Source organism: Marinococcus luteus, from assembly GCF_034497705.1.
GTDB classification, from domain to species: Bacteria; Bacillota; Bacilli; order Bacillales; family Marinococcaceae; genus Marinococcus; species Marinococcus luteus_A.
In genome coordinates this window covers 137,785-159,983 of the sequence record NZ_JAXRUV010000002.1, presented here as the reverse complement: position 1 = coordinate 159,983, position 22,199 = coordinate 137,785, and the positions used below count along the sequence as shown (strand labels likewise).

At 48.0% G+C, this 22,199-nt stretch carries 26 protein-coding genes; 9 read left to right on the top strand and 17 right to left on the bottom strand.

The genetic code is table 11. The annotated features are described in order from the left end of the window. Positions 1-47: 47 nt before the first annotated feature. Positions 48-662, top strand: coding sequence for a hypothetical protein (locus tag Q9M42_RS04875; RefSeq protein WP_322525398.1), 615 nt, complete (start codon positions 48-50; stop codon positions 660-662). 83 nt (positions 663-745) lie between these two features. Continuing rightward, positions 746-1,429 (top strand): ribose-5-phosphate isomerase RpiA, encoded by a 684-nt coding sequence (gene rpiA, locus Q9M42_RS04870; RefSeq protein WP_322525397.1) that lies wholly within the window; start codon positions 746-748, stop codon positions 1,427-1,429. 70 nt (positions 1,430-1,499) lie between these two features. Here the strand turns inward: rpiA and Q9M42_RS04865 are convergent, their stop codons facing one another. Next, positions 1,500-1,625 carry a hypothetical protein gene (locus tag Q9M42_RS04865; protein WP_322525396.1) on the bottom strand — a complete coding sequence of 42 codons (126 nt, stop codon included), beginning with the start codon at positions 1,623-1,625 and terminating at the stop codon, positions 1,500-1,502. A 137-nt stretch (positions 1,626-1,762) separates the two neighbouring features. Between Q9M42_RS04865 and Q9M42_RS04860 the strand changes: the two genes are divergently transcribed. Both Q9M42_RS04860 and Q9M42_RS04855 read left to right on the top strand, forming a co-directional pair. Further along, the gene (locus tag Q9M42_RS04860) at positions 1,763-2,299 is read left to right on the top strand and encodes a macro domain-containing protein (RefSeq protein WP_322525395.1); all 537 of its coding nucleotides are present in this window, start codon (positions 1,763-1,765) and stop codon (positions 2,297-2,299) included. 177 nt (positions 2,300-2,476) lie between these two features. After that, on the top strand, positions 2,477-2,797 hold the full coding sequence (locus Q9M42_RS04855) for a hypothetical protein (protein WP_322525394.1): 321 nt from the start codon (positions 2,477-2,479) through the stop codon (positions 2,795-2,797). A gap of 38 nt (positions 2,798-2,835) precedes the next feature. Here Q9M42_RS04855 and Q9M42_RS04850 read toward each other — a convergent pair whose 3' ends face one another. The 7 genes from Q9M42_RS04850 to Q9M42_RS04820 all read right to left on the bottom strand — a co-directional run bounded on the left by Q9M42_RS04850 (position 2,836) and on the right by Q9M42_RS04820 (position 8,568). Further along, positions 2,836-3,807, bottom strand: coding sequence for a DUF5996 family protein (locus Q9M42_RS04850; RefSeq protein WP_322525393.1), 972 nt, complete (start codon positions 3,805-3,807; stop codon positions 2,836-2,838). After that, a complete protein-coding gene (locus Q9M42_RS04845; RefSeq protein ID WP_322525392.1) occupies positions 3,791-4,198 on the bottom strand; it encodes a VOC family protein in 408 nt (135 codons plus the stop codon). Before Q9M42_RS04845 ends, Q9M42_RS04850 begins: the two co-directional genes overlap by 17 nt. Positions 4,199-4,220: 22 nt before the next feature. Further along, positions 4,221-4,646, bottom strand: a complete 426-nt coding sequence (locus Q9M42_RS04840) for a VOC family protein (RefSeq protein ID WP_322525391.1) — start codon at positions 4,644-4,646, stop codon at positions 4,221-4,223. 57 nt (positions 4,647-4,703) lie between these two features. Continuing rightward, the gene (locus Q9M42_RS04835) at positions 4,704-5,504 is read right to left on the bottom strand and encodes an AraC family transcriptional regulator (RefSeq protein ID WP_322525390.1); all 801 of its coding nucleotides are present in this window, start codon (positions 5,502-5,504) and stop codon (positions 4,704-4,706) included. Positions 5,505-5,632: 128 nt separating this feature from the next. Next, on the bottom strand, positions 5,633-6,685 hold the full coding sequence (locus Q9M42_RS04830; protein ID WP_322525389.1) for a 2,3-butanediol dehydrogenase: 1,053 nt from the start codon (positions 6,683-6,685) through the stop codon (positions 5,633-5,635). Positions 6,686-6,797: 112 nt separating this feature from the next. After that, positions 6,798-8,153, bottom strand: a complete 1,356-nt coding sequence (locus Q9M42_RS04825; protein WP_322525388.1) for an aspartate aminotransferase family protein — start codon at positions 8,151-8,153, stop codon at positions 6,798-6,800. 148 nt (positions 8,154-8,301) lie between these two features. Next, positions 8,302-8,568: a hypothetical protein gene (locus tag Q9M42_RS04820; RefSeq protein WP_322525387.1), complete on the bottom strand. Its 267-nt coding sequence runs from the start codon at positions 8,566-8,568 to the stop codon at positions 8,302-8,304. Positions 8,569-8,970: 402 nt separating this feature from the next. On the opposite strand from Q9M42_RS04820, the gene Q9M42_RS04815 reads away from it, so the two are divergent. The 5 genes from Q9M42_RS04815 to Q9M42_RS04795 all read left to right on the top strand — a co-directional run bounded on the left by Q9M42_RS04815 (position 8,971) and on the right by Q9M42_RS04795 (position 14,611). Next, the gene (locus Q9M42_RS04815) at positions 8,971-11,148 is read left to right on the top strand and encodes an ATP-dependent Clp protease ATP-binding subunit (RefSeq protein ID WP_322525634.1); all 2,178 of its coding nucleotides are present in this window, start codon (positions 8,971-8,973) and stop codon (positions 11,146-11,148) included. A gap of 457 nt (positions 11,149-11,605) precedes the next feature. Further along, positions 11,606-12,655, top strand: a complete 1,050-nt coding sequence (locus Q9M42_RS04810) for an NAD(P)/FAD-dependent oxidoreductase (RefSeq protein ID WP_322525386.1) — start codon at positions 11,606-11,608, stop codon at positions 12,653-12,655. 12 nt (positions 12,656-12,667) lie between these two features. Next, the gene (locus Q9M42_RS04805; RefSeq protein WP_322525385.1) at positions 12,668-13,225 is read left to right on the top strand and encodes a GNAT family N-acetyltransferase; all 558 of its coding nucleotides are present in this window, start codon (positions 12,668-12,670) and stop codon (positions 13,223-13,225) included. Between the two features lie 99 nt (positions 13,226-13,324). After that, on the top strand, positions 13,325-13,639 hold the full coding sequence (locus Q9M42_RS04800; protein ID WP_322525384.1) for a DUF3817 domain-containing protein: 315 nt from the start codon (positions 13,325-13,327) through the stop codon (positions 13,637-13,639). A gap of 144 nt (positions 13,640-13,783) precedes the next feature. Then, a complete protein-coding gene (locus tag Q9M42_RS04795; protein ID WP_322525383.1) occupies positions 13,784-14,611 on the top strand; it encodes a DUF368 domain-containing protein in 828 nt (275 codons plus the stop codon). 57 nt (positions 14,612-14,668) lie between these two features. On the opposite strand, the gene Q9M42_RS04790 is transcribed toward Q9M42_RS04795, so the two are convergent. The 9 genes from Q9M42_RS04790 to Q9M42_RS04750 all read right to left on the bottom strand — a co-directional run bounded on the left by Q9M42_RS04790 (position 14,669) and on the right by Q9M42_RS04750 (position 22,188). After that, positions 14,669-15,046, bottom strand: a complete 378-nt coding sequence (locus tag Q9M42_RS04790; RefSeq protein ID WP_322525382.1) for a DUF423 domain-containing protein — start codon at positions 15,044-15,046, stop codon at positions 14,669-14,671. Positions 15,047-15,065: 19 nt separating this feature from the next. After that, the gene (locus Q9M42_RS04785; RefSeq protein ID WP_322525381.1) at positions 15,066-15,365 is read right to left on the bottom strand and encodes a DUF5327 family protein; all 300 of its coding nucleotides are present in this window, start codon (positions 15,363-15,365) and stop codon (positions 15,066-15,068) included. 182 nt (positions 15,366-15,547) lie between these two features. Then, the gene (locus Q9M42_RS04780; RefSeq protein ID WP_322525380.1) at positions 15,548-17,017 is read right to left on the bottom strand and encodes a nicotinate phosphoribosyltransferase; all 1,470 of its coding nucleotides are present in this window, start codon (positions 17,015-17,017) and stop codon (positions 15,548-15,550) included. Positions 17,018-17,191: 174 nt separating this feature from the next. Further along, the gene (locus tag Q9M42_RS04775; protein WP_322525379.1) at positions 17,192-17,377 is read right to left on the bottom strand and encodes a hypothetical protein; all 186 of its coding nucleotides are present in this window, start codon (positions 17,375-17,377) and stop codon (positions 17,192-17,194) included. Between the two features lie 117 nt (positions 17,378-17,494). Continuing rightward, a complete protein-coding gene (locus Q9M42_RS04770) occupies positions 17,495-17,707 on the bottom strand; it encodes a MerR family transcriptional regulator (protein WP_440972311.1) in 213 nt (70 codons plus the stop codon). A gap of 90 nt (positions 17,708-17,797) precedes the next feature. Beyond that, entirely contained in the window at positions 17,798-18,505 is a 708-nt protein-coding gene (locus Q9M42_RS04765; RefSeq protein ID WP_322525378.1) for an exonuclease domain-containing protein, read from the bottom strand. Beyond that, a complete protein-coding gene (locus tag Q9M42_RS04760; protein ID WP_322525377.1) occupies positions 18,506-19,519 on the bottom strand; it encodes a DUF294 nucleotidyltransferase-like domain-containing protein in 1,014 nt (337 codons plus the stop codon). 3 nt (positions 19,520-19,522) lie between these two features. Then, positions 19,523-20,803, bottom strand: coding sequence for an ammonium transporter (locus Q9M42_RS04755; RefSeq protein WP_322525376.1), 1,281 nt, complete (start codon positions 20,801-20,803; stop codon positions 19,523-19,525). 335 nt (positions 20,804-21,138) lie between these two features. After that, the gene (locus Q9M42_RS04750; protein WP_322525375.1) at positions 21,139-22,188 is read right to left on the bottom strand and encodes an AbrB family transcriptional regulator; all 1,050 of its coding nucleotides are present in this window, start codon (positions 22,186-22,188) and stop codon (positions 21,139-21,141) included. Between the last annotated feature and the right edge of the window lie 11 nt (positions 22,189-22,199).

The window sequence follows — 22,199 nt, the reverse complement described above, 5'->3', positions numbered from 1 at the left end:
GGATTATTTTGGTACAATGGAAGTAAATGGAAACAGGAGGCTGCCCTATGCTTTTTCATTATCATCTCTGGACGCCTTATTTAGAACAAACCGAAGCGTTTTATGCCCGACTGGGGTTTCGCGTCTCTCAGCGTATTGGAAAATACAACGGCAGCTATCATTCCTTTGACCCTCCGCTGGATTGGGATGATTTCCGTGATAGACCAATCACATTCCGTATTATTGAGATGCGCAGAGGTTCCGTCAATATTACATTCGGCCAGGGCAAGCGGGTCATGTTTGACCATATCGGCTACCTGACAAATGAACGCCGGCTCGGGATTATTTGCCAGCAGGCTGAGACGGCCGGACTGCATATCCAGCGAGGAGAAAAAAGAACGTTTATTTCCACTAGTCATTCGTTCCGGGTAGAGCTTCAGACGCATCAGGAGGCGGTTGACGAGATTGACAGCTCCTTCCGGCTTCAGAGCCTCAACATTGAAACTACTGCGGACGGTCTCGAGCAGGAAATCAATCAGCTGCTTCACCCTAACCCTTCCGGCGTACAATCTCTGATCACTCGCCGGCATGCTCTTCATTCAGCCCGGCTGTCACATCCTGCTCTTGAAGAGACTGTCGATCCAAATGGGGTGAAGCTCATTTCTGCCGGGACCAGCAGCTGAAGCCGCAGGCCGTCTCCCCCAGGTTTGACCAGAAGCAGAAAAGGAAATAGCCTGCTTAAATACATCCTAAAGGAGCTTTTTTTATGTCCAGGGAACAGCAAAAACAAGACGCAGCAGTAAAGGCTGTCGAGTATATTCCAGATAATTCCATTGTCGGACTGGGCTCCGGCTCCACTATGTACTGGGTCATGAAGCAGCTTGGAGAACTACTCCAGCAGGGGATGCACGTCCAGGGTATTCCCTCCTCCCCTGCTACCGAGGAGTGGGCAAAGGAATTTCACGTGCCGCTCGTATACTTCTCTAACGGAATGACAAAAGCTGATGTGGCGATTGACGGGGCAGACGAGGTCGATCCTGACTTTCATATGACCAAGGGAGGCGGCGGTTCCCTGTTAAGAGAAAAAATTATTGCCGACTCAGCAGATAAGCTGATTATTGCTGTTGATCAAAGCAAAATTGTCCAGCAGCTCGGCTCCTTTCCACTACCAGTCGAAATCACGCCCTTTGGGTGGCAGAAAACAGCACGCGATATTCAATCGCTGGGCTGTGACCCCGTCCTTCGCCGCGACCACGGCGACCCATTTGAAACAGATAATGGCAACTACGTACTCGATTGTGATTTTCAGCTGATCGAGCGGCCGGAAGAGCTGCACCAACAGCTGATTCAGCTGGTCGGCGTCGTGGAAACAGGGTTATTTGCTAATATGGCAGATGTGATCATTGCAGGTACAGATAGCGGAGCTGAAACGTTCGAAAAGAAACGGTAGAACAAACCATTATGATTCCATTAAAAACCCGGAAGGCTTTCTGCCTCCCGGGTTTTTCCAATAAGATGATTCAGACAAAAATTCTCCTTTTAAAGTCAGCAATCATAGCGCTGTGGTGTTCATGATGATCATGTCCGCCGCCATGACCCTCATGTTCTTCATGCTCCTGTCCATGATTCCCGTGTTCGTGTGCCATTAGCCCGCCTCCTTTCATGTGATTCCTGCAAATACCCTACCCCTGTATAAAAAATGATAAACAAAAGACTCTCCGCATAAAAAAACAAAGATGAGGGAAAAGCCTCTACAAACGATGTATTGGAGGCGAAAGCTATTATGCAGACAGAATTTCAGGGTATCACCATTGAATCTGTAAAAGGAGATATTACAAAGCAGGACGGTCTTGAAGCTGTCGTTAATGCCGCCAATGCCCAACTTTTAATCGGCGGAGGGGTTGCCGGTGCTATTCACCGGGCGGCCGGTCCGGAGCTCGAGGAAGCCTGCAAATCGCTTGCTCCTATTTCCCCTGGGGAAGCAGTGATTACAGAAGGATTTCAAATGCCAAACGATTACATTATTCACTGTCTTGGACCCGTATACGGAGTCGACAAGCCTTCTGACGAACTTCTTCGTGCCGCCTACCTTAACGCCCTGCAGCTGGCCGAAGACAAAGGCATAACAAGTATTGGGTTTCCTGCTCTTTCCACCGGGGCTTTTGGCTACCCTCTCGATCAGGCTCTTGAGGATTTTATGCCCGCCTTTTTGGAGCAGCTTTCTCGCGCTGCTTCTGTTCGGCATATCCGCTTTGTGCTGTTTAGTGGTAAAGATGCTGCTTCTTACGAAAAATATATTCAGGAGGCTGTTTCCTCTTAATCAGTTCAGGAGCCGGGAATTGCAGCAGTGGCTGCCTCCTCTGCCGTGCTTATGATTCAAGACTATTTAATTGCGCAGGCAAAGGGCCAACTTTCGATTTGAATTTGCTGCTGTTGGTTACGTTTCATTTCATGGAGGGAATAAGGAAATGTACCTTCAACTGAAAGGAGATCATCTATGAAAAAATTCTTTTCTATCGTCGGTCTCGCAGCTTTATTTGTAACAGGATCGGCTGTTCCGGCGCAGGCTTCTGAAACCCCAACGACTGTTCAGCAGGAACAGAAGCAGGAATTCACCCCTTATGAAGCACTCCAGACAGTACGCGATCAGGAAGGCACAGATGCGGAATTAAAAATCGATCAATACCCTTCGATCAGTGAAAGCGGCAAGGCTTATTACCAGGTGCAGGCACTCGACCTTTCCCTTATTGAACAGGGCGACGACGGACTGCTCCAAACGTACCGTGTATATGAAGATGGACGCGTTCTCGCCGTATAAACATCAACCCCGTGCAGCAGGACCTGCACGGGGTTTCACTATTTAATGGTTGGAGGCTTTTTCATTAAAAGCGGGCGGTAAAAGTATTCCCGGTCCTTCCATCCGAGTTCTGCATGCAGTAAAGCGAACGTCGTATGGAAAAACCTCTGTATTGCCTTTTCATCAAAGCCGTTTGTAAGAGGCAGAAAGTATTCGCTCGCGTTCTGATCATAATAAGCGTTTTCAGGCTCAAGCTCTGGACTGTTTAAATCCTTTTGCTGAAAGGGGTACGGCAGAACAAAGAAAGCAGGCACAGCTGTATTATCATCGCCAGGCCAAAATCCAAATTCGATAAACTGTTCATCAAAAGCAGCCTTTTCTATCGTTTTGTCTTCCGGAAAAGGTTCCGGAATACTCTCCACGATGATCGTCGAAACGTCGAAGGTGCCCCAGAATAAACCCGGTTTGATTTTCCGGCACCTAAGCGGCCCGATAAAAGCCAATTCCTCCTGATACGCTGCCTGCATCATTTTGAGTCCCTTCATGGCTGCCTCTGCATCGTACCGTTTGTGCACCTGGTCTTCCGAAAACGATACCGTCACTGGCATTTCCTGTGGTATGGGATGAATGTGCACGTGAACCCCGGCCTGATGAAGACAGCTGAAAACCCACTCGTAATACGTTTGAATGGACGTACCATCCTCAAGCTTTTTGGTTTCCACAGCATCTTCGACTGCCAGCACAAGCCGGCTGTTCCGAATGTCTATTTCGAGCTCAAATGCCTTGCGCTCCTTAAGCAGCATTCCTGTAGAGAATCCATTACGGGTAACTTCAAGCATCACATGCTCCCACTGTGGCTCCTGCGGCGCTGTTTCAAGCCGTATTTTCCCGAGAATCTGAGAGAGAAGCTGAAGGGTCAGTTTTGTTTCCTTCCATTCCTGAAAAGGCATGATTTCCATTAAATACTGCTCCTTTCTTCCGGAGAAGCTGCTGTTGTTTACTGCTGCTTTACTGCTACACTGCGTTTTCATCCATATACATTACTTCCCAGAGATGCCCGTCGATGTCCTGAAAGCTCCATCCGTACATAAAGCCCCCATCCATCGGTTCGTTGGAAGGACGTCCCCCTGCATCCAGTGCCTTTTGTACGATCTCATTTACCTCTTCCTTGCTGTCTGCAGAAATGACCAGAATGGCTTCCGCCTCCCTGCTCGTATCCGCCACATTTTTGTTGGTAAAGGTTTGAAAAAATGCTTCCTGAAGCAGCATGACATACATACCGCTTCCCAGTATCATGCAAGCAGCATTTTCACCCGTGAAGCGCTGATCAAATGAAAAGCCAACAGTCTGAAAAAACTCCATCGAAGCCTCGAGGTTTTTAACCGGAATGTTTACAAATATCTGCTTTGTCTGCAGACTCATTGCCTCTGTACCTCCCTCTTTGTCATTTTCCTTCTTCGTAAGCAACCACGTGCCACAGCGCACCAAACTGATCCTTCAACTGCCCGTAAGCCGGACTGAAAAACGTTTCTGCCATAGGCATGATTACTTCCCCGCCGGCTTCAAGAGCGTGAAATGTTTCTGCTGCCGAGGAAGCGTCACTCATGCTAAGTGCGATTGACACCAGATTTCCCGGAGCTTCCAGAGCAGGGCTTTCTGGAAACGTATCCGAGAGCATCAGCTCCATATCACCGATTTTTAAATAAGCATGCATAATGAGTTCTTCGGCTCCGGGTGGTATTTCCATGCCTTCGACCTCTGCATAAGTCTGCATTTCAATAACCTTTGCCCCCAGGGCTTTTTCATAAAAAACGGCCGCCTCCCGAGCTTTCCCGTTAAAAGTGAGGTACGGAGTCATCCCGGTAATCATCGTAAACACCCTCCTCTATTTAATGATTACCTTCACTATAGCACGGCCGCTTCCACCCTATTTCTTCCCGATTGCGGTTTTAGCCTGGCGTTCTAGAAAATTATTCATCAACAGCGACAATGATATGAGAATAGGAGGGTCATCGAGGCGCGGCGAGTATAAATAAACGTCTCTATTTTCTTCTGCAAGTGCTCCGTCTACATGACAAGGTTCTTTTGAGCGTGTACGAAGTGTGTGATGAGGGATGAGAATATCGGCCACCTTCATTTTCCAGGCGACCGATGTGGCCATCATGTAATATATTCCGGGCTTCACCCCACGGATACAGTATTCTTCCGACGCATCGCACAGCGTGCCGTACAACGGCAGGCCCTCCGGCATCGGCCGTGGGAAGAGTCCAATTAATACAAACCCTTCAAAAGGCGCTTCACTGTAGATACGGCCTTTGACACACGTTTCCGCCGAAGGAAAAACCGGCTCGGCCCAATGGCGTGGCTTTCTTAACGAGGACAAAGATTCCTCTGTGGCAGCAGCTGAGGCACGAAAAACTCCCGGCGTCATTCCTACCCTCGACGCAAAGCTTGTCGTGAACGTTCCTACGCTCTGCTGGCCGATTTCCATACCAATGTCACGTACAGGAAGAGCTGTTTCAAGCAGCAGCTCCTTTGCCCTCTGAAGCCGGAGAGCAGACAGGTAATACAACGGCGGCACCCCAACACTCTTTTTAAACAGTCGCGAAAAATGATACGGACTATAGGCAGCCTGCGCGGCTAGCCCGGCAAGATTCATTGTTTCGTGAAGATGCTCATGCATGTACGTAATGGCGTCATGAACTGCCGGCGAATATGAGCGTTCCATCACCTTACCTCCTGCCCTGAAAATTCTTACTGAACACATTCCTGTGCGTTGAGCTATTCTTAGATTACATTATTTACGAAAAAGCCCCTGCCGCATGCATGGGCTCAGGCGGCAAGGACTCTTTTTCGTTATTCTGGTGACACCAATATTTTAATCTGACTTTTTTCTTTGGATAGTGCTTCAAACCCGTCGGTTACTACATTATCCAGCGGTATTTTTTGTGTAACAAACTGCTCAGCCTGAAAATATCCCTGCTTCATCAAATCCATAACGGCAGGATAAATGTGCCGGTAAGCAATAATTCCAGTCACTTTTCGCTCCTGCAGCAAAATCGTATTTGGCTGTATCGCCGCTTCATTTTCCCAAATGCTGACGATCACTGTTTCTCCTTCAAATGAAGTACTGTTTATGGCCTGAGGAAGTACTTTTGGCACCCCGGTGACTTCAAAAGCGACATCTACCCCGCCACCGCTCAACTGACGGAGTTTTTCAGCCACGTCAGCTTCAGAGGGGTCGACAACCACGGCTCCCAAATTTTCTGCTTTCTGTTTCCGCACTTCCGAAACCTCTACCGCATAAATTGCAGCGGCACCAGCGGCCTTTAAAGCTTCAATAACCAGTAAACCAATAGGACCGGTTCCAAACACGGCAGCTTTGTCTCCGGCCCGCAGTCTGCTTTGCCGTACAGCATGCAGAGCGACGGCAGCCGGCTCTACAAATGCCCCCTGCTCATAGGAAAGCTCTGCAGGCATCGAGTGGGCCATATGTTCAGCTACGACTGTATACTCGGAAAAACCTCCACCGCCTCCGGCCAAACCATGAAAGCCAAGCTTTTCACAAAGATTGTATTTATTCTCCATGCAGGCCTTACACGTGCCACAGGAGAGAATCGGTTCCACTGCCACCCGGTCTCCCACCTGCACCCGGTTCACTCCCGCTCCAGTCTCCACGACTTCTCCGGCAAATTCATGTCCCATTACAATAGGAGCTTTTTCCCCGCTCAGAGGATGGGGAGAGTCTGCGGGAATAAAAATAGGCCCATCCAAATATTCGTGCAAGTCGCTTCCGCAAAGCCCGCACCATTTCACTTTAATTTTGACGTCTTTGTCTCCCAATACTTCAGGCTCTTTCACGTTTTCGACGCGAATGTCCCGTGCCCCGTACCAGCGTGCTGCCTTCATTTGTCATACACCTCCTTTATTAATTATAACAGAGAGCGCTTTCAAAAAGGATTAAAAGATCGATTTTCGCTTCAAAAATGCCCCCGCCTCGAGGCAGGTGCAAGTCTATATTTTAGGCCGGGTGTACTGCAGCTTTTACATGCTTTTTCAGGGTCGTAATGAGCAGCTGAAGATCTTTATCTTCGATATTCAGCGGCGGGGAAAGGGTTAAAACATTGTTATGGTGCCTGGCAATATCGGATGTTTTGCCAACAATGACCCCGTCTTTCCTGCAGTCTGCAAGAATTTGCTTCACGAGCTTTTCCGGTGCCGCCTTTTTAGACGTTTTGTCTTCAACAAATTCAATGCCGGCCAAAAGTCCACGCCCCCGCACATGACCTACGTGGGGAAGCTCCTCCAGCTCCTTTAACGCCTCCAGAAGCTCCCTCCCTTTTCTCTCGGATCGCTCCACCAGTTTTTCCCGCTCCATGACCTCCAGGTTTTTCACAGCGGCTGCGCAGGCTGCTGGGTGACCCCCGAAGGTATTCACGTGGCGGAAATGATCATAGGCTTCGCTTCCAGTAAACGCCTGGTACATATCCTTTCGTACTGCAGTTACAGACAGCGGCATATATCCGCTCGTTATTCCCTTCGCCATCGTTACAATATCCGGCTTTACGTCTGCATGCATAAATCCAAAGCGCTTCCCGGTCCGTCCGAAACCACAAATAACTTCATCGCTGATTAAAAGAACGCCGTAGCGGTCACAGATATCCCGGACCCGTCTCATATAGGAGGGTTCGGGAATCAGCACTCCGCCACCGCTAATGATTGGCTCCATAATAACCGCCGCTACAGATTCTTCCGCTTCCCACAAAATGGCCTGTTCAATTTCATCTGCACAAGCCAGGCTGTAATCCTCATCACTCTGACCTTCCGGCTTCCGGTACGGATCCGGAGGCGTCACATGCACAAATCCCGGCGGCAGCGGCTCATACCGGTATTTTCGCTGCGTCTGTCCCCCTGCTGCCATTGTGGCGAGTGTGCTGCCGTGATAGGTGCGGTAGCGGGAGATGGTTTTATAACGGCTGCCTTCACCAATCTGCTGAAAATATTGACGCACCAGCTTTAAAGCAGTTTCATTTGCTTCAGATCCGCTGTTGGAAAAAAAGTACATATAGCCGTCGCCAAGCCATTCATCAAGCTTTGCTGTCAATTGAACGGCCGGAGTATGGCTCTGCGTTAAAGGATAGAATGGAAGCTTCAGCATCTGCTCATAGGCGGCGTCGGCAATTTCTTTTCGCCCGTAGCCGACATTTACGCACCAGAGACCAGACATGCCATCAAGGTAATGATTCCCATCCACGTCTGTCACCCACGAACCGTCCGCCTTCTCTATAATCATGCCTCCCCCTGGGCTGTAAGGTCTCATGGCATGCCAGATGCTTTCCTCATCTCTTTTCTTCATCTCTTCCGGTTCCCAAGTCATCACAGTCACCCTTTCCCTTGAAATGTCAGCGCATACAAAATGCTGTCTATCGTGATCTTCTCACGTCCATCCTGAAAAGAAAAGACTAAGTGGAAGGGAGTCTACAGTCAGAGTGCGTGATTTTTATATTTCCACTTCGTATATCCGCTCATTTTTTCGGCCGGTGCAAATGAACTGTCAGCGAGGGGATATCCACGCGAAGCAGTGTCCACCGGAACAGTTTTACCTTTAACTCTCCGGCCACGCTCACTGCTTCCACCGGATTCCCATTTTCAATTTTTCGTTTTACCTCCACCAGATGTATATCCCCGGCATGAAACGTTCTTCTTAAGACCGGACCGCTTTCTCCAAACAAATGACGGGGTTCTGATAACCTGTACGTTTTAGCGGGTGAATGCTTCTCATTGTTTTTCATTTGGCTTCGTCCTTTCTGAGCAATTCTGTTTCTTTTCCTTTCCCTTTTTCCCTGTAAATCCTTCACTGCTTTTATCCTTACTCAAATTCGATACCTTTTTATTGGTCAGAAATGTTTAGACTTTCGTAAAAAAGTTAATACATTCTTTACCGTTTTTCACAGATAATACCCAAGCATATTTCTTGAATTTCTCTTCTCTATTTCCTACTATGTGGGTGTAAATCAATTGGTCAGAGAAAATCAAATTTATCTCTTGCATTATACGGGAAGCGGGTATATAATACTGTTACAAGGTCAAAGATAGTCAAAGTCAATGAAATAATTTTGACCTTACGAAGATGATAATGAACGATGCACACGTCAATAATACTACTTTAAAATAAGGAGGTTCGGTTCAGTATGATGAGATGTGAACATTGCGAACAGCGTCCAGCACGCATTGAACTGAACATGAATGTTAATGGAAGTCATCAAAAAATGCACCTTTGTGAACGGTGCTATAGAGAAATCCGTCAAAGCATGAATCAGCCATCCGGCCAGGGCGGCTTCGGCGGCTCCCAGTCCCCATTTGATCAATTCTTCAACAACATGATGGGCGGAGCAGAACAAGGCTCAAATCAGGGTCAGGAACAGGCTCAATCTGGCGGCGGCCAGGGCGGCGGCCTTCTTGACGACTTAGGTAAAAACCTGTCTGATGTTGCACGCGCCGGTCTCATTGATCCAGTTATCGGCCGCGATAAAGAAGTTGAGCGGGTCATTGAAACATTGAACCGCCGCAATAAAAACAACCCGGTTCTTATAGGTGAACCTGGTGTCGGTAAAACAGCCATCGCTGAAGGCCTCGCCCTCCGCATTTCAGAAGGAGACGTGCCAAACAAGCTGAAAAACAAAAGCATCTACCTGCTCGACGTCACCTCCCTCGTAGCAAATACCGGGGTGCGCGGCCAATTCGAAGAACGCATGAAACAGCTGCTCAAAGAACTGCAGGAGCGCCAGGACGTCATCGTCTTTATCGATGAGGTTCACCAAATCGTTGGCGCAGGTTCGGCAGAAGGTTCTTCAGACGCCGGCAATATCATGAAACCGGCGCTCGCCCGCGGAGAAATTCAGCTGATCGGTGCAACGACACTAGCCGAGTACCGCAAAATTGAAAAAGATGCAGCGCTTGAACGCCGCTTTCAACCGGTCATGGTTAACGAACCAAACCTCGAAGACAGCGTAGCGATCTTAAAAGGCCTGCAGGCAAACTATGAAAAATTCCATCACGTTGCTTTTACCGATGAAGCACTTGAAGCCTGCGTTAATTTATCGAACCGTTATGTACAGGACCGGTTCCTGCCGGACAAAGCTATCGATTTAATGGATGAAGCAGGCTCCAAAATAAATCTCGCTCACAGCGATGATGACAGCGAATCCCTGCAAAGCCGCCTTGAACAGATTGCTGCGGAAAAAGAGCGTGCTACTCAGCAGGAGGATTACGAACGCGCAGCTAAGCTTCGTGATGAAGAGGCGAAGCTGCAGAAACAGGTTAAGGAAGCCGAACAAAACGGCAATATTCAAAAAGAAACACCAACCGTTGATGTAGAGACGATCCAGATGATCGTGGAAAATAAAACTGGTATCCCGGTTCGCCGCCTCCAGCGCGATGAACAAAAGAAAATGCGTGATCTGCCTGAACGCCTGAATGCAAATGTTATCGGGCAGGAAGAAGCAGTAAGCAAAGTTGCCCGCTCGATTCGCAGAAATCGTGCCGGCCTTCGCCGCGGTAGCCGGCCAATTGGTTCCTTCCTATTTGTCGGACCAACCGGTGTCGGGAAAACAGAGCTGTCCAAAACACTCGCTTCTGAAATGTTTGGCGATCCTGAAGCAATGATCCGCCTCGACATGAGTGAATATATGGAAAAACATTCCGTGTCCAAGCTTATCGGTTCACCACCAGGATATGTCGGACATGATGAAGCCGGCCAGCTCACAGAAAAAGTGCGCCGGAAGCCTTACAGCATCATTCTTCTGGACGAAATTGAAAAAGCCCACCCTGATGTGCAGCATATGTTCCTGCAGATCATGGAAGACGGCCGCCTGACTGACAGTCAAGGACGCACGGTCAGCTTTAAGGATACAGTCATCATTATGACTTCAAACGCCGGTTCACAAATGAAGCGCGTTACGGTCGGCTTTGGAGACAAAGACCAGGTAGAACCAAAAATCATGGAATCCCTCAGCGATTATTTCCGTCCTGAATTCCTGAACCGTTTCGACAGCATTGTAAGCTTCAAAGAACTGGCTCGCGAGGACCTTGTTACCATTGTAGATCTCATGCTCAAAGACATCTTAGAAGCAGCCAGCGAGCAGGGACTGAATGTTACCGTGTCTGAGGATGCAAAACGCATGCTGGCCGATCAGGGCTACGATCCTTCGTTCGGTGCCCGCCCTCTCCGCCGGGTAATCGAAGAAAAAGTAGAAGACGGCATTGCTGATCTTATGCTTGAGGAAGAAGATGTACAAAGCATCATGGTCACGGTTAACGACAATGATATCCAAGTAGCTAATGCCCAAACGTCCACCTCTGCCAAAGAATAATTCGCATAAAAGGAAAGCCCTGCAGCAGCTGCTGCAGGGCTTTTTTATACTTAAGAACATCTATGATGAACCGCTTACTTAATTTACCCTTATCCCAAAACACACACCAAATAAAGAACATTTTTTCACTTTTCTGTGAATCTGCTTTACCAGACAGGTTAATTGGATGAGAAAAATATAATTCGTTTTTTATGGGCATTATTTGTACTGCTTACGGTTCATTTTATAGCAGCCGGAGTCCGGGCCGGAAAATGGCGCTTCTTTAATTATTTAATTTTCTTACTCATTTTACTGAGCACAGCGGCGGCACGTATTATAAGCTCTCTACCCCGGAGCCCTAAATGTTTCACGTGGAACATTTTTTGTTTGTGAAGCTATTTTTATCTTCCTTTTACTTTTGTACAAAAAGAGCGTACAATGTAATTGATAACGATTATCACTAAAGGAGCTGGACACCTTGTCTGACTTTCACATACATGACGTTACTATTATCGGCGGCGGGCCTGCTGGTCTATACACTGCTTTTTACTGCGGAATGCGGGCGCTCGACACCCATATAATCGAAGCTCAGCCTGACCTGGGCGGGAAAATTCACGCCTACCCTGAAAAAATTGTCTGGGATGTCGGCGGCCTGCCTCCTTCCTCCGGGAAACAGCTGATGGATCAGCTGGTGGCACAGGCAGAAACGTTCCACCCGGCCATTACTACAAATGAAAAAATTATTCACTTGGAAAAGGATGAGGCTGGGCTTTTCCGTCTGGAGGCAGAAACTGGAGGCATCTATTATTCCCGTGCGGTTATCATTGCTGTCGGCCACGGCATTCTTCATGCCCAAAAGCTCGACATCGAAGGAGCAGAAAAATTTGAGCTTTCAAATCTGCACTATACCGTTCAGCAGCTTGAGCAATTCCGTGACCAGAAGGTTATCATTTCTGGAGGCGGCAACTCTGCTGTCGATTGGGCGAACGCTCTCTGCCCGATCGCAAGCGAAGTCACAGTTGTGCACCGGCGCGATGAGTTCGGCGGCCATGAACGGCACGTTCAGGAAATGAAGGATTCCGAAGTAAATGTACAGACGCCGTTTGCTCTTTCGGAACTTCACGGCAACGCCGAAGGCACTGCTATCGAAAGGGTGCTCTGCACAAACCTCGAGACCAACGAAAGTATGGAAAAAGAAGTAGATGCTGTCATCGTGAATCACGGTTTCCAGATGGAGTTCGAGCTTCTCGAAAACCTGCAGCTACAGACAGAAGAAAATAAAATCCTTGTAAACGAGCAGATGCGGACAAATATCAAAGGATTATTTGCTGCTGGCGATATTACCAATCACCAGGGAAAGGTCCATTTGATTGCCGGTGCGTTTGTGGAAGGCGCTTCAGCTGCGAACAGCGTCAAACAGTTTCTTGAACCCGGTGCCGGCGCAAAAGCCATGGTATCTTCCCACAATGAGCGGTTTGCGGAAAAAAATCAGGAAATTCAAAAGAATATTCTTTCCAAACAGCTGTAAACAGCCGTTTGCATGCTTTATGGAAACACTGACGGCCATCAATTAATCAAAGAGGTGAAAGCGTTGCGACTACCCCGCTCCACAGAACGTCTTTCATTTCGTTCCATGCAGCATAAAGACCATCGGCTGCTGAAAAACATTTTCCAGGACAAAGACGTTATGCGCTATTACTCGGCGTTAAAGTCCGAAAAAGAGATCGATGAATGGATCCATTGGAATAAAAGTCACTATCTATCGTACGGAGTCGGGATGTGGATCGTGGAAGACCGGCAAAACCAACGCTTTATCGGCCAGTGCGGACTTGTCCCCGAAAAAATAGAGGGCAGCGTTTCTATTGAACTTGGATACCTGTTCACACCGGAGAACTGGGGGTACGGATATGCATCTGAAGCCGCTGCTACGGTCCGGAATTTCGCGTTTTATTCACTCGATATTTCAATGCTTATATCAATCATTGATCCTGAAAACACACCTTCTATTAAAGTAGCTGAAAATATTGGGATGACTTATCAGCGTTCTGTAAAGCGATGGAACCGTTCCTTCAGCTTATATGCTACGGTCCGTTCCTGATTCAACTGTCACAATTCGTTCATTGTACCGGGCCTTTCCCTATGCTATGTTAACGATATATTCTTATCGTGATTTTGACATTAGAAAGGAAGGCCGTGCATGAATTCTCTCCAATCGCTTAGATGGGCCGGTATCATTGAAGGAATCTCATTTCTGCTTCTGCTTTTTATTGCTATGCCTTTAAAATACGGGGCAGGCTTTGACATGGCTGTGACCGTCGTTGGGGCTGCCCACGGAGGCTTGTTCGTCCTGTATGTAGCTATTGCTTTGTTTGTCTGGGCACAAAAGCGCTGGCCGTTTCTGCGTATGCTTATTGCTGTTATTGTATCCGTCATCCCGTTCGGCCCGTTTGTGTTTGAACGCAGCCTGCGGCGTGAAGAAAATGAAGAGCTTGAGCCCGGCGCCGTTTTTTAAACCGAACCCTTCGTTCGGTTTTTTTCATGGGCCGACGGCGGCTTATAGTAATTTCTTTCAAAACATGATATAAAGAATTGATGCTGTGAAAAATTTGCAGCTTTTACATAAACCAATTTTGATGAACGAGGAGTCCCGATGTACATGATTGAATGGAAAAATATTTTACGCGGCATGGCCATGGGAGCAAGTGACGTTATCCCGGGCGTAAGCGGCGGCACTCTGGCGCTAATTCTTGGTATTTACTACCGGCTGTTGTCTGCCATCAGCCTGCTTTTTTCACGCCAGTGGAAGCAGCAGCTCGGCTTTTTAATTCCTCTCGGTGTAGGGATGGGGACAGCTATCCTGTCACTTGCCCATCTGCTTGAATGGCTGCTTGCCGAACACCCGCAGCCGACATTTTTCTTCTTTTTTGGATTAATTCTCGGAACGATTCCTTTTATTCTATACAAGGTGAATTACAAAACGAATTTTAAAAAGCATCATTACGTCATTTTGCTGATCGCAGCCGTGATTGTCCTTCTTTCAGGTCTTTTCCAGGGGGATGAGGAGGCAGCCGTTATTGCCACCGGCACCCCGGGAAGCTTTGCTACCTTATTTTTCTCAGGATGGCTTGCGAGCACAGCGATGATCCTCCCCGGCATCAGCGGTTCATTTGTGCTCGTAATAATCGGGGTTTATCAGACGGTGATCAACGCCTTAACAGAACTGAACCTGCCCGTGCTTTTCACCTTCGGTGTCGGTGTGCTCGTAGGGATCGCTATTATGAGTAACCTCCTTCGTTACCTGCTGCGTGCTCATACTGTCGGAACGTATGCGGTGATTACCGGCCTGCTTCTTGGATCGCTTTACGTTATATTCCCCGGCTTAAATGACGGCGTGATCGCTTTTATCATCAGCCTGGTGATGTTTGCTGCCGGCCTCGCTCTTGCACTTTTCCTCGGCCGGATTGACCGTACCAGAGCAGTCTAATACCTATAAGTAAAAGAGAAGGGCCGGCTGCGGATAAACTCCCGCAGCCGGCCCTTCTTAGGCTTTCAGCACGTAAATAATTAAACAAACCCATCCGGCAATAAAAGCCACTCCACCTAAAGGAGTTACGGCCCCCAGCCAGGAGATGCCAGAAAGCGACAGCACATACAGGCTGCCGGAAAATAAAACAATTCCCGCAAACAAAAGCCATCCGGACCATCCCAGCAGCGCTGATCCTCCGCCGGTATAAGCTGCTACAGCGCCGATAGCGATCAGTCCCAGTGAATGATACATATGATACTGCGCTCCGGTATTATACGTTTCAAGCATCCGGTTCGACAACCGGCCCTCCAGGCCATGGGCGCCGAAAGCCCCAATTCCCACTGCCAAAGCAGCGTTTACTGCCCCTAACACAACGAGTACTTTCCACAGCATGCCTAAGTCTCCTTCTTAATTAAAAATCCAGTAAATTGCCTTCCGTTGATGGAATTTCTTTTTCCTCCTCAGCTGTTTCCCAGCGCGGTCCTGGGGATACAGGAGTTTTTGGAGCAGGAGCCGCTGCTTTTGGCTGCGGTGCTTCTGCAGCCGGGGTCTTCGCTTCTCCGGCCTTTGAAGAAAGCAGAATATCACAATAGTTTCGAAGCGTTCTTGCATGCTCCTGCAGCGCCCGCTCGTCTCCCTTTTCCCCCTGCTCTGCTAGCTGGAGCAGTTCCTCTTCCATTTTTTCAATCACGGTCTGAACAGATATCTGCATAGGCTCTGCCCCTCCCTTTCTCTGCTTCAAAGCATTCACAATTGGAATTCTGTCAAATTATATCATATGTACAGCCCGCATCCCTATGTTTCTCCTTATTGTCACGAGACGTTCGCAATTTTCCGGCAGATAACATAAAAAAAAATGCCGAACCAAAAAATCCGGCACGGCAGACTGTTCTATTACCGACTAAATTCGTTTTGAATTTCATGCATCTTCTGCACTTTGTTTTCCCAGCATTTCGGGCTTAAATCGACTGGGTATTCTTCAGGATTTAACGACCGTTTGTACTCTTCCCATAAAAGCGGCAGATTTGACTGCATATAGGCCTGGATATCTGTCATGGATGGCAGACTGTAAACCAGCTTGCCGTCTTTGAATATTGTTTCATGAAGGTTCACCGCTTTGAAATTCTGCACTTTTTTGCTGATATACGTGTGCACCGGATGAAACATATGCAGTTCCTCCTGCTCGTTTGGCTCTTCCTCGGAAAGCGTAATGTAATCCCCTTCCGAGCGTTTGTTTTCAGTATTTATTATTCGGTAAACATTTTTCACGCCCGGGGTAGTCATTTTTTCCAGATTGCCCGATTTTTTTGCTCCAATTTTCATCGTGTCGCGCATGTCACCGTTATTGTTCTCAATCGCCACAAGCTTGTATACAGCTCCAAGAGCAGGCTGGTCATACCCGGTGATAAGCTTTGTACCGATGCCCCACGTATCAATTGCTGCTCCCTGGGATTTTAAATTGGTAATTGTATATTCATCCAGGTCTCCGGAGGCGATAATCTGGGTGTCGGTAAAGCCGGCCTCATCGAGCATCCTTCTTGCCTCTTTGGACAGATAGGCCAGGTCCCCGCTGTCGAGACGCACGCCTTTGAAGCGGATATTTTCACCCATCTCTTTTGCGACCTTGATGGCATTAGGTACACCCGAGCGGAGAGTGTCGTACGTATCCACTAAAAATACACAATCCGTGTGGTGCTCGGCATACATTTTAAAGGCCTCATACTCTGTTTCACATGCCTGTACCATAGAATGCGCATGTGTGCCCGCTGTAGGAAGTCCGAATACTTTTCCGGCCCTGACATTGCTCGTTACTTCAAAACCGCCGACAAAGGCCGCTCTGCTTCCCCACAGTCCGGCGTCAAGCTCCTGGGCCCGGCGCAGGCCGAAATCCATCGCTCGTCCGTTTCCACCCGTCACCTGTTTGATGCGGGCTGCTTTCGTAGCAATCAGTGTCTGGTAGTTCACCATGTTTAACAGCGCGGTTTCAATCAGCTGTGCTTCTCCGAGCGGGGCTTCTACTTTAATCATCGGCTCGTTGCCAAAAACAAGCTCGCCTTCTTTCATCGCATACACGCTGCCGGTAAACCGGAGGTCTGCCAGATAGGAAAGAAAATCTTCTCCGTACCCTGCTTCTTCCCGCAGATAAGTAAGGTCTTCCTTGGTCATCCGGAAATTTTCCAAAAAATGTACGACCCGTTCCAATCCGGCAAATACGCCAAACCCATTGCCAAACGGAAGCTCCCGAAAATATAGATCAAATACGGCTTTCCGGGTATGCATGCCGCTCCGCCAATACGTTTCCACCATATTCACCTGATATAGATCGGTATGGAGCGATAAACTGTCATCTTCATAGCGTGTCATTCCAGTCCCCCCCTTTTAAATCCTGTTATTTGTAATGGCCTGATTCGTTTTTGCACTACTTGTACTTTTTCACTTCTTCTTTCCATTGAAACCCTCTTCCCTCTTGTCCCGGGTGCATTTACATTTAAAAAAGAGCCCGCCCTAAATTAGGCACGGACTCTTGTACGTCTGCGTTTACTTCTCTACAAGCTCATAGCCGTAGGCTTCGATCTTCGCATAGTCTTCTTCGTCAACCACCCAGTACTGGCCATCGTTATTGCGGACAATTACTTCCTTTTCTGATGCGTCTTCACGGGCGTTTTCAAGATCGTCGAATTTTTTCGCCGGCACTTGAATATCTTCTACTATAATAAATGACATGAATAAAACACCTCCGTTGTTTCGAAAGTGTTCCCGTTCACTTCTTTATTCAAACAGATATAAAGAATTTTTTTTGAAAAGGGACTTTTTTATTAATCCGGATTCTGCCGTAATTTCTCAACTTGAACTCTTATCCCGGACGGAGAGCACGGCTTTGATACCGGCAATATTTAACCCCTGGTCGATAAGCTCTTTGATTTCCTGACACCGATCAATATCATTCATCGAAAACAGGCGCTGGTTCCCCTGGTTTCGTTCCGGATTGATCAACCCCTGTTCTTCGTAGTAACGGATTTGGCGAGCTGACAATGATGTGATTTCTTGTACCACGCTAATGGGAAAACAAGCAGCGTTACGAGGAATATTACCTTTCACCGCGCCCTCCTCCTTTATAAATTTTTTTCAGCTCGCCGTAAGGAGCTACCTTCGGCGGTGACTGAGATGTGCATATACGTCCTGAAGCGTCTCATAGCCAAGCTCCTGTACTGTTTGGATGGATCGTGTCCAGAGCTCGGCAGCCATAATGGCATCCCCGAGAGCATTGTGTCTGCCTTTTATCGGAATGTCGTAATAGTTGCAGCAGTCATCGAGCGAACGAAATTCAAAGTCCGGGGCAGCAATACTGAACACAAACGAAGTATCCAACAGACGATGCTGCAGGTTTGTACCCATCGTCCGGTACGTATACTTCTGCAGAAACTTTCGTTCGTGGGAAGCGTGATGCGCTACGAGTATATCTGCCTGGGCAAACTGATAAAACTGCTCGAGTGCCTCGCTGATCGACTGACCGTCTGCTTCCAGTTCTTCCGCTGTTAAGCCGGTGACTTCGCTTACCTCCGGAGACACGGCTTCCGGTTCCTGGACAAGCGTATAAAAGGCATCGTCCCGAATCAGCCGGTTGTGTTTAATTTTAATAGCTCCCATCGACAATATCTTATCTCCGGCGTCCGCGTTAAAGCCCGAGGTTTCCAGATCAAGGACGGTGACGTTCAACGAAGACAGCGATTTCTGCAGAGGCTGTTCTGCTTTTACGTCTTTTTGCAGCTGACGCATAAAAGACTGATGCTGGGGATTCGTGGAGTCCAGACCGCCAAATCGACTCGAAATACTGCGCATCCATTGGAACATTTAAAAATCACCCGACTCCATGATTTTTTTTGTATGCTGAAACAAATGTTTTCCTTCTTTTAATGCAGATTTCAGTTCGGACTTCTGGGCTTTCGAAAGCTGCTGCACCGGCACGTAGTGAACGTCTTCATAAACATTCTGCTTCCTGGAAAACGAAGCCCGAAGCTCCAGCAGATTTTTAAAGTGTACGTCCTTGCCCTTCACATAGGAGTGCTTTTCCGACACCTGCCGGATGCGTTCTATCGTGGAGGAGGCATGGATTCTTTCGTGAATGGCAAGCAGGCGCAGGGCATGAACGTATGGAAAAAATCCAACATCTTTAATGTGCATCGAGCCTGCATACTGCCCTTTTTCCTCCGGAAGAAGCTGGCCGAAAGCATTGAGCCCTTTGTGCAGGTAAGCGGTATTTTCTGATAGGCGTTTTAGCACATCTCCCCGGTCGGCCTGCTCGAAGACATGCTCCTTCACTTCCTCAAGAAGCTCATCTTCTCCCACAAGCGTCCTGGCATCGATAAAGGTAAGCAGGTGACGGAACGGTCCCCATTCATCGGCTTCAATCCAGCCATCCACCTGCCTTTTCCACCCCTCCACTCCGTGGCACCAGCGTTTATGCGAAGCCATAACCAGCCCTTCACAGCGCGGGTATCCAACGATCGCCATTCCTTCACGTATTTCCGCTCCCAGGCCGAGAAAATAATCCTGATGTTCTTCGTCTGTCCCTTCAAAAACAATACCGTGATCCTGATCACTGAACTTCGCCTGTTCCTGTCTTCCTGCGCTTCCCATAAGAAAAAAAGCAAAGTGAGCAGGAAGATCTCCCCGCTCACTCTGATGATGATGAACAGCAAGAGTAACCGTTTCTGAAATCCACGTATCGTGGGCTTCATTAAGCTTTACTGGCTCTCCCGCCAAATCGTCCATCTTCTCTTCTTTGTCTTTTTTTATTTCTTCATAGCTCTTAAAGGAAGGTTCTGCTGAAAATCCCTGTATTTGTGAGAATGAAGAATTCGACATATTTTATGCTCCTGTTCTTTCCGACGAATTGTCCGGCGTAGGCTGAACATTTTCCGGATAGCCATATGCGCCGTGCTCACTCATATCAAGACCCATGATTTCTTCTTCCTCCGATACACGAAGTCCGCCGATGAGCGATTTTGTAATTAAGAGAATAATGTACGAAGCAATGAGTGCAAACAGGCCGCACGCTACGACACTGATAGCTTGAACACCCAGTTGGGTCAGCCCGCCGCCGTAGAATAAACCGGCACGGCCGCCGTTCATTTCAGCAAGCTGTGGTGTGGCAAAGAAACCGGTGGAAAGCGTTCCCCAGATACCAGCCATACCGTGCACGGAAAGGGCGAAAATCGGATCGTCGATGTTGCGTTTTTCAAAGAAACGAACGCTGAAGAAGCAGAGCATCCCGCCAATTGCACCGATAACCACGGAAGCCCATGGAGCTACAAAGGCGCAGGAAGCGGTAATTGCTACCAGCCCTGCAAGTGCTCCGTTAAGCATGCTTGGTACATCTGCTTTCCCGAGCACAGCCCAGGCAATCAGAAGTGCTGCAAAGGCTCCCGCTGCCGCTGCCAACTGTGTATTCATTGCAACGTAGCCAAAGAAGCCGTCTGCTACACCGAAAGTACTGGCTCCGTTAAAGCCGAACCAGCCGACCCACAGGAAAAGTACCCCTAAAGCAGTAAACACCTGGTTGTGACCTGGAAGATTGTTGACCGAACCGTCTTTATTGTATTTCCCAATACGTGGCTTAAGTAAAATTGTTGCCGCAAGAGCACCCATCGCACCAGTAAGGTGGACTACTGTAGAACCGGCAAAGTCCTGTTTGCCAAGACCGGAAATCCAGCCGCCGCCCCAGATCCAGTGTGCAATTATTGGATATACAATCGCGGAGAACAAAATAGCAAAGACTACGTAAGCTGCAAGCTTCGCACGTTCAGCGAAACCGCCAAAAGCAATCGTAAGGGCAATCGCCGCAAACGCGAGCTGGAAAATAAAGTCGATGGCAGGCGTTAAGCCGTCTGCAGTGCTTGCGTCTCCGTAAAAGAAGTTCGAAAGTCCAATGATGCCTCCAACGTCGTTACCGTAGATAAAGCCGTACCCGACAGCCCAGAAGACAAGTGATGAGATCCCCAGCGTAAAGATTGTTTTTCCTGCAATGTGACCTGCGTTCTTCATCCGGGTCGAACCTGCTTCCAATAGAATAAATCCACCCTGCATAAGAATAACTAAAATAAATCCCATCATAACCCAAAGGTTATCAAGCAATACTATCGGATCCACGTTTTTTCCCCCTCTGTTATTATCGTGCAAGATTCATGTGAACTTAGTTAACATCTTGCGTTAAATAGTATTTTACCGTTTAAATTTTCAGAATCTAGTGATATGTAAGATAATCTCACACAAAAATATTATCCTGTTTGTTTAAAAATTCGAAAAACCAGTGCTATATAAGGGGTTCAAAAGGTTTACTTTTTACGAAATAATTTTGTTCCCATTATTTTTGAAAGCGCTCTCGTAAAATAATAGCTTTTTTATTCTTATTCCAGCATTTTCTGCCGCAAAAAAAGACGATAAAATTAATTATCGTCCCAACTGTTTATTTCTATTCAGTTCTGCTATACTGACTGTTTTTGAATCAGCTTCTGCAGCAGTCGGACAAAAAATGGCAGGCAGATAAACAAAACGAGCACTCTTATAATATGAAGACTCGATACAAGGGTTGGTTCAAGATTTAAGGCAATCGCTGTGCTGCTCATCTCTGCTGCTCCTGCCGGGACTGTGCTAAGCAGACTCGTTACATAGGAGAGGCCAGTCGCAGCGTGAAACATCAGAGCGAGCAGCAGGCTGAAAATGAAGTAAAACCCGAGAAGCACCGCGCTCGGCCGCCCGATCTCTTTTAATTTGTAAAAGGTCGGACGGTCAAAACGGATACCAACCATCGCTCCGAGCAGAGCCTGGCCGCTTCCGCCAACAACAGACGGTAGTCCGTTATCAGTTGTCACCACCCAGTGGCCAACTGCAAATCCGATAATTAATCCGTAAAACAACGTCCCCGCCGGCACTTTATATAAATAATAAAGCAGAACTGTAACTACAACGCAAATGCCGAACACTCCTATTATGGCAGGGGAAACTTCGGAAACCGACGCTCCGGCACTTCCTATCGAGCCAATGTCCGCCGGCGTCGTAAGACCGATAAAAATTGGTATTGTTAACACAAATAGCGTTATTCGAGTAGTATGAAATGCGGCCACCATCCGGTTATCAGCTCCGTAATCGCTGCTTAAGCCGATCACCTCTGAAGCTCCTCCCGGCACACAGCAAAAGTAAGCCGTCAGCGGGTCCAGATCCGTCCAACGGTTCATCAGCCAGCCGAGACCAACACCGAGCGCCATTGTTAAGCTGAGGGTAAGAATCAGCGGGAAAATATATTGTCCCAAAAGAGCAAAGATGCCGGGCTCCATCATAAAACCAATGTTGCAGCCAATCAGGGCAAGAACGGTGCGAAATGGCCAGCCATCAAAAACGAGCCGTTTGTACGCCATCCCACAGACAATCCCTGTCACGAGTCCCCCGAGCAGCCATCCAGCCGGGAGCTGTAAGTAGGTAAACAAGCTGCCTGTTAATACGGCAGCTGCTAAAAATAGAAGTTTCGTCCGCTTCATCCTGATGCCTT

What these genes read in the sequence shown, in the direction of transcription:
- Q9M42_RS04760 (WP_322525377.1), bottom strand. Translation starts at nt 19,519, where the DNA reads ATGTCGAATTCTTCATTCTCACAAATACAGGGATTTTCAGCAGAACCT.
- Q9M42_RS04845 (WP_322525392.1), bottom strand. Translation starts at nt 4,198, where the DNA reads ATGAGTCTGCAGACAAAGCAGATATTTGTAAACATTCCGGTTAAAAAC.
- Q9M42_RS04795 (WP_322525383.1), top strand. Translation starts at nt 13,784, where the DNA reads ATGATTGAATGGAAAAATATTTTACGCGGCATGGCCATGGGAGCAAGT.
- Q9M42_RS04805 (WP_322525385.1), top strand. Translation starts at nt 12,668, where the DNA reads ATGCTTTATGGAAACACTGACGGCCATCAATTAATCAAAGAGGTGAAA.
- Q9M42_RS04790 (WP_322525382.1), bottom strand. Translation starts at nt 15,046, where the DNA reads ATGCTGTGGAAAGTACTCGTTGTGTTAGGGGCAGTAAACGCTGCTTTG.
- Q9M42_RS04780 (WP_322525380.1), bottom strand. Translation starts at nt 17,017, where the DNA reads ATGACACGCTATGAAGATGACAGTTTATCGCTCCATACCGATCTATAT.
- Q9M42_RS04815 (WP_322525634.1), top strand. Translation starts at nt 8,971, where the DNA reads ATGAGATGTGAACATTGCGAACAGCGTCCAGCACGCATTGAACTGAAC.
- Q9M42_RS04825 (WP_322525388.1), bottom strand. Translation starts at nt 8,153, where the DNA reads ATGACTTGGGAACCGGAAGAGATGAAGAAAAGAGATGAGGAAAGCATC.
- Q9M42_RS04765 (WP_322525378.1), bottom strand. Translation starts at nt 18,505, where the DNA reads ATGTTCCAATGGATGCGCAGTATTTCGAGTCGATTTGGCGGTCTGGAC.
- Q9M42_RS04860 (WP_322525395.1), top strand. Translation starts at nt 1,763, where the DNA reads ATGCAGACAGAATTTCAGGGTATCACCATTGAATCTGTAAAAGGAGAT.
- Q9M42_RS04820 (WP_322525387.1), bottom strand. Translation starts at nt 8,568, where the DNA reads ATGAAAAACAATGAGAAGCATTCACCCGCTAAAACGTACAGGTTATCA.
- Q9M42_RS04835 (WP_322525390.1), bottom strand. Translation starts at nt 5,504, where the DNA reads ATGGAACGCTCATATTCGCCGGCAGTTCATGACGCCATTACGTACATG.
- Q9M42_RS04785 (WP_322525381.1), bottom strand. Translation starts at nt 15,365, where the DNA reads ATGCAGATATCTGTTCAGACCGTGATTGAAAAAATGGAAGAGGAACTG.
- rpiA (WP_322525397.1), top strand. Translation starts at nt 746, where the DNA reads ATGTCCAGGGAACAGCAAAAACAAGACGCAGCAGTAAAGGCTGTCGAG.
- Q9M42_RS04850 (WP_322525393.1), bottom strand. Translation starts at nt 3,807, where the DNA reads ATGAAAACGCAGTGTAGCAGTAAAGCAGCAGTAAACAACAGCAGCTTC.
- Q9M42_RS04865 (WP_322525396.1), bottom strand. Translation starts at nt 1,625, where the DNA reads ATGGCACACGAACACGGGAATCATGGACAGGAGCATGAAGAACATGAG.
- Q9M42_RS04840 (WP_322525391.1), bottom strand. Translation starts at nt 4,646, where the DNA reads ATGATTACCGGGATGACTCCGTACCTCACTTTTAACGGGAAAGCTCGG.
- Q9M42_RS04855 (WP_322525394.1), top strand. Translation starts at nt 2,477, where the DNA reads ATGAAAAAATTCTTTTCTATCGTCGGTCTCGCAGCTTTATTTGTAACA.
- Q9M42_RS04830 (WP_322525389.1), bottom strand. Translation starts at nt 6,685, where the DNA reads ATGAAGGCAGCACGCTGGTACGGGGCACGGGACATTCGCGTCGAAAAC.
- Q9M42_RS04800 (WP_322525384.1), top strand. Translation starts at nt 13,325, where the DNA reads ATGAATTCTCTCCAATCGCTTAGATGGGCCGGTATCATTGAAGGAATC.
- Q9M42_RS04750 (WP_322525375.1), bottom strand. Translation starts at nt 22,188, where the DNA reads ATGAAGCGGACGAAACTTCTATTTTTAGCAGCTGCCGTATTAACAGGC.
- Q9M42_RS04875 (WP_322525398.1), top strand. Translation starts at nt 48, where the DNA reads ATGCTTTTTCATTATCATCTCTGGACGCCTTATTTAGAACAAACCGAA.
- Q9M42_RS04775 (WP_322525379.1), bottom strand. Translation starts at nt 17,377, where the DNA reads ATGTCATTTATTATAGTAGAAGATATTCAAGTGCCGGCGAAAAAATTC.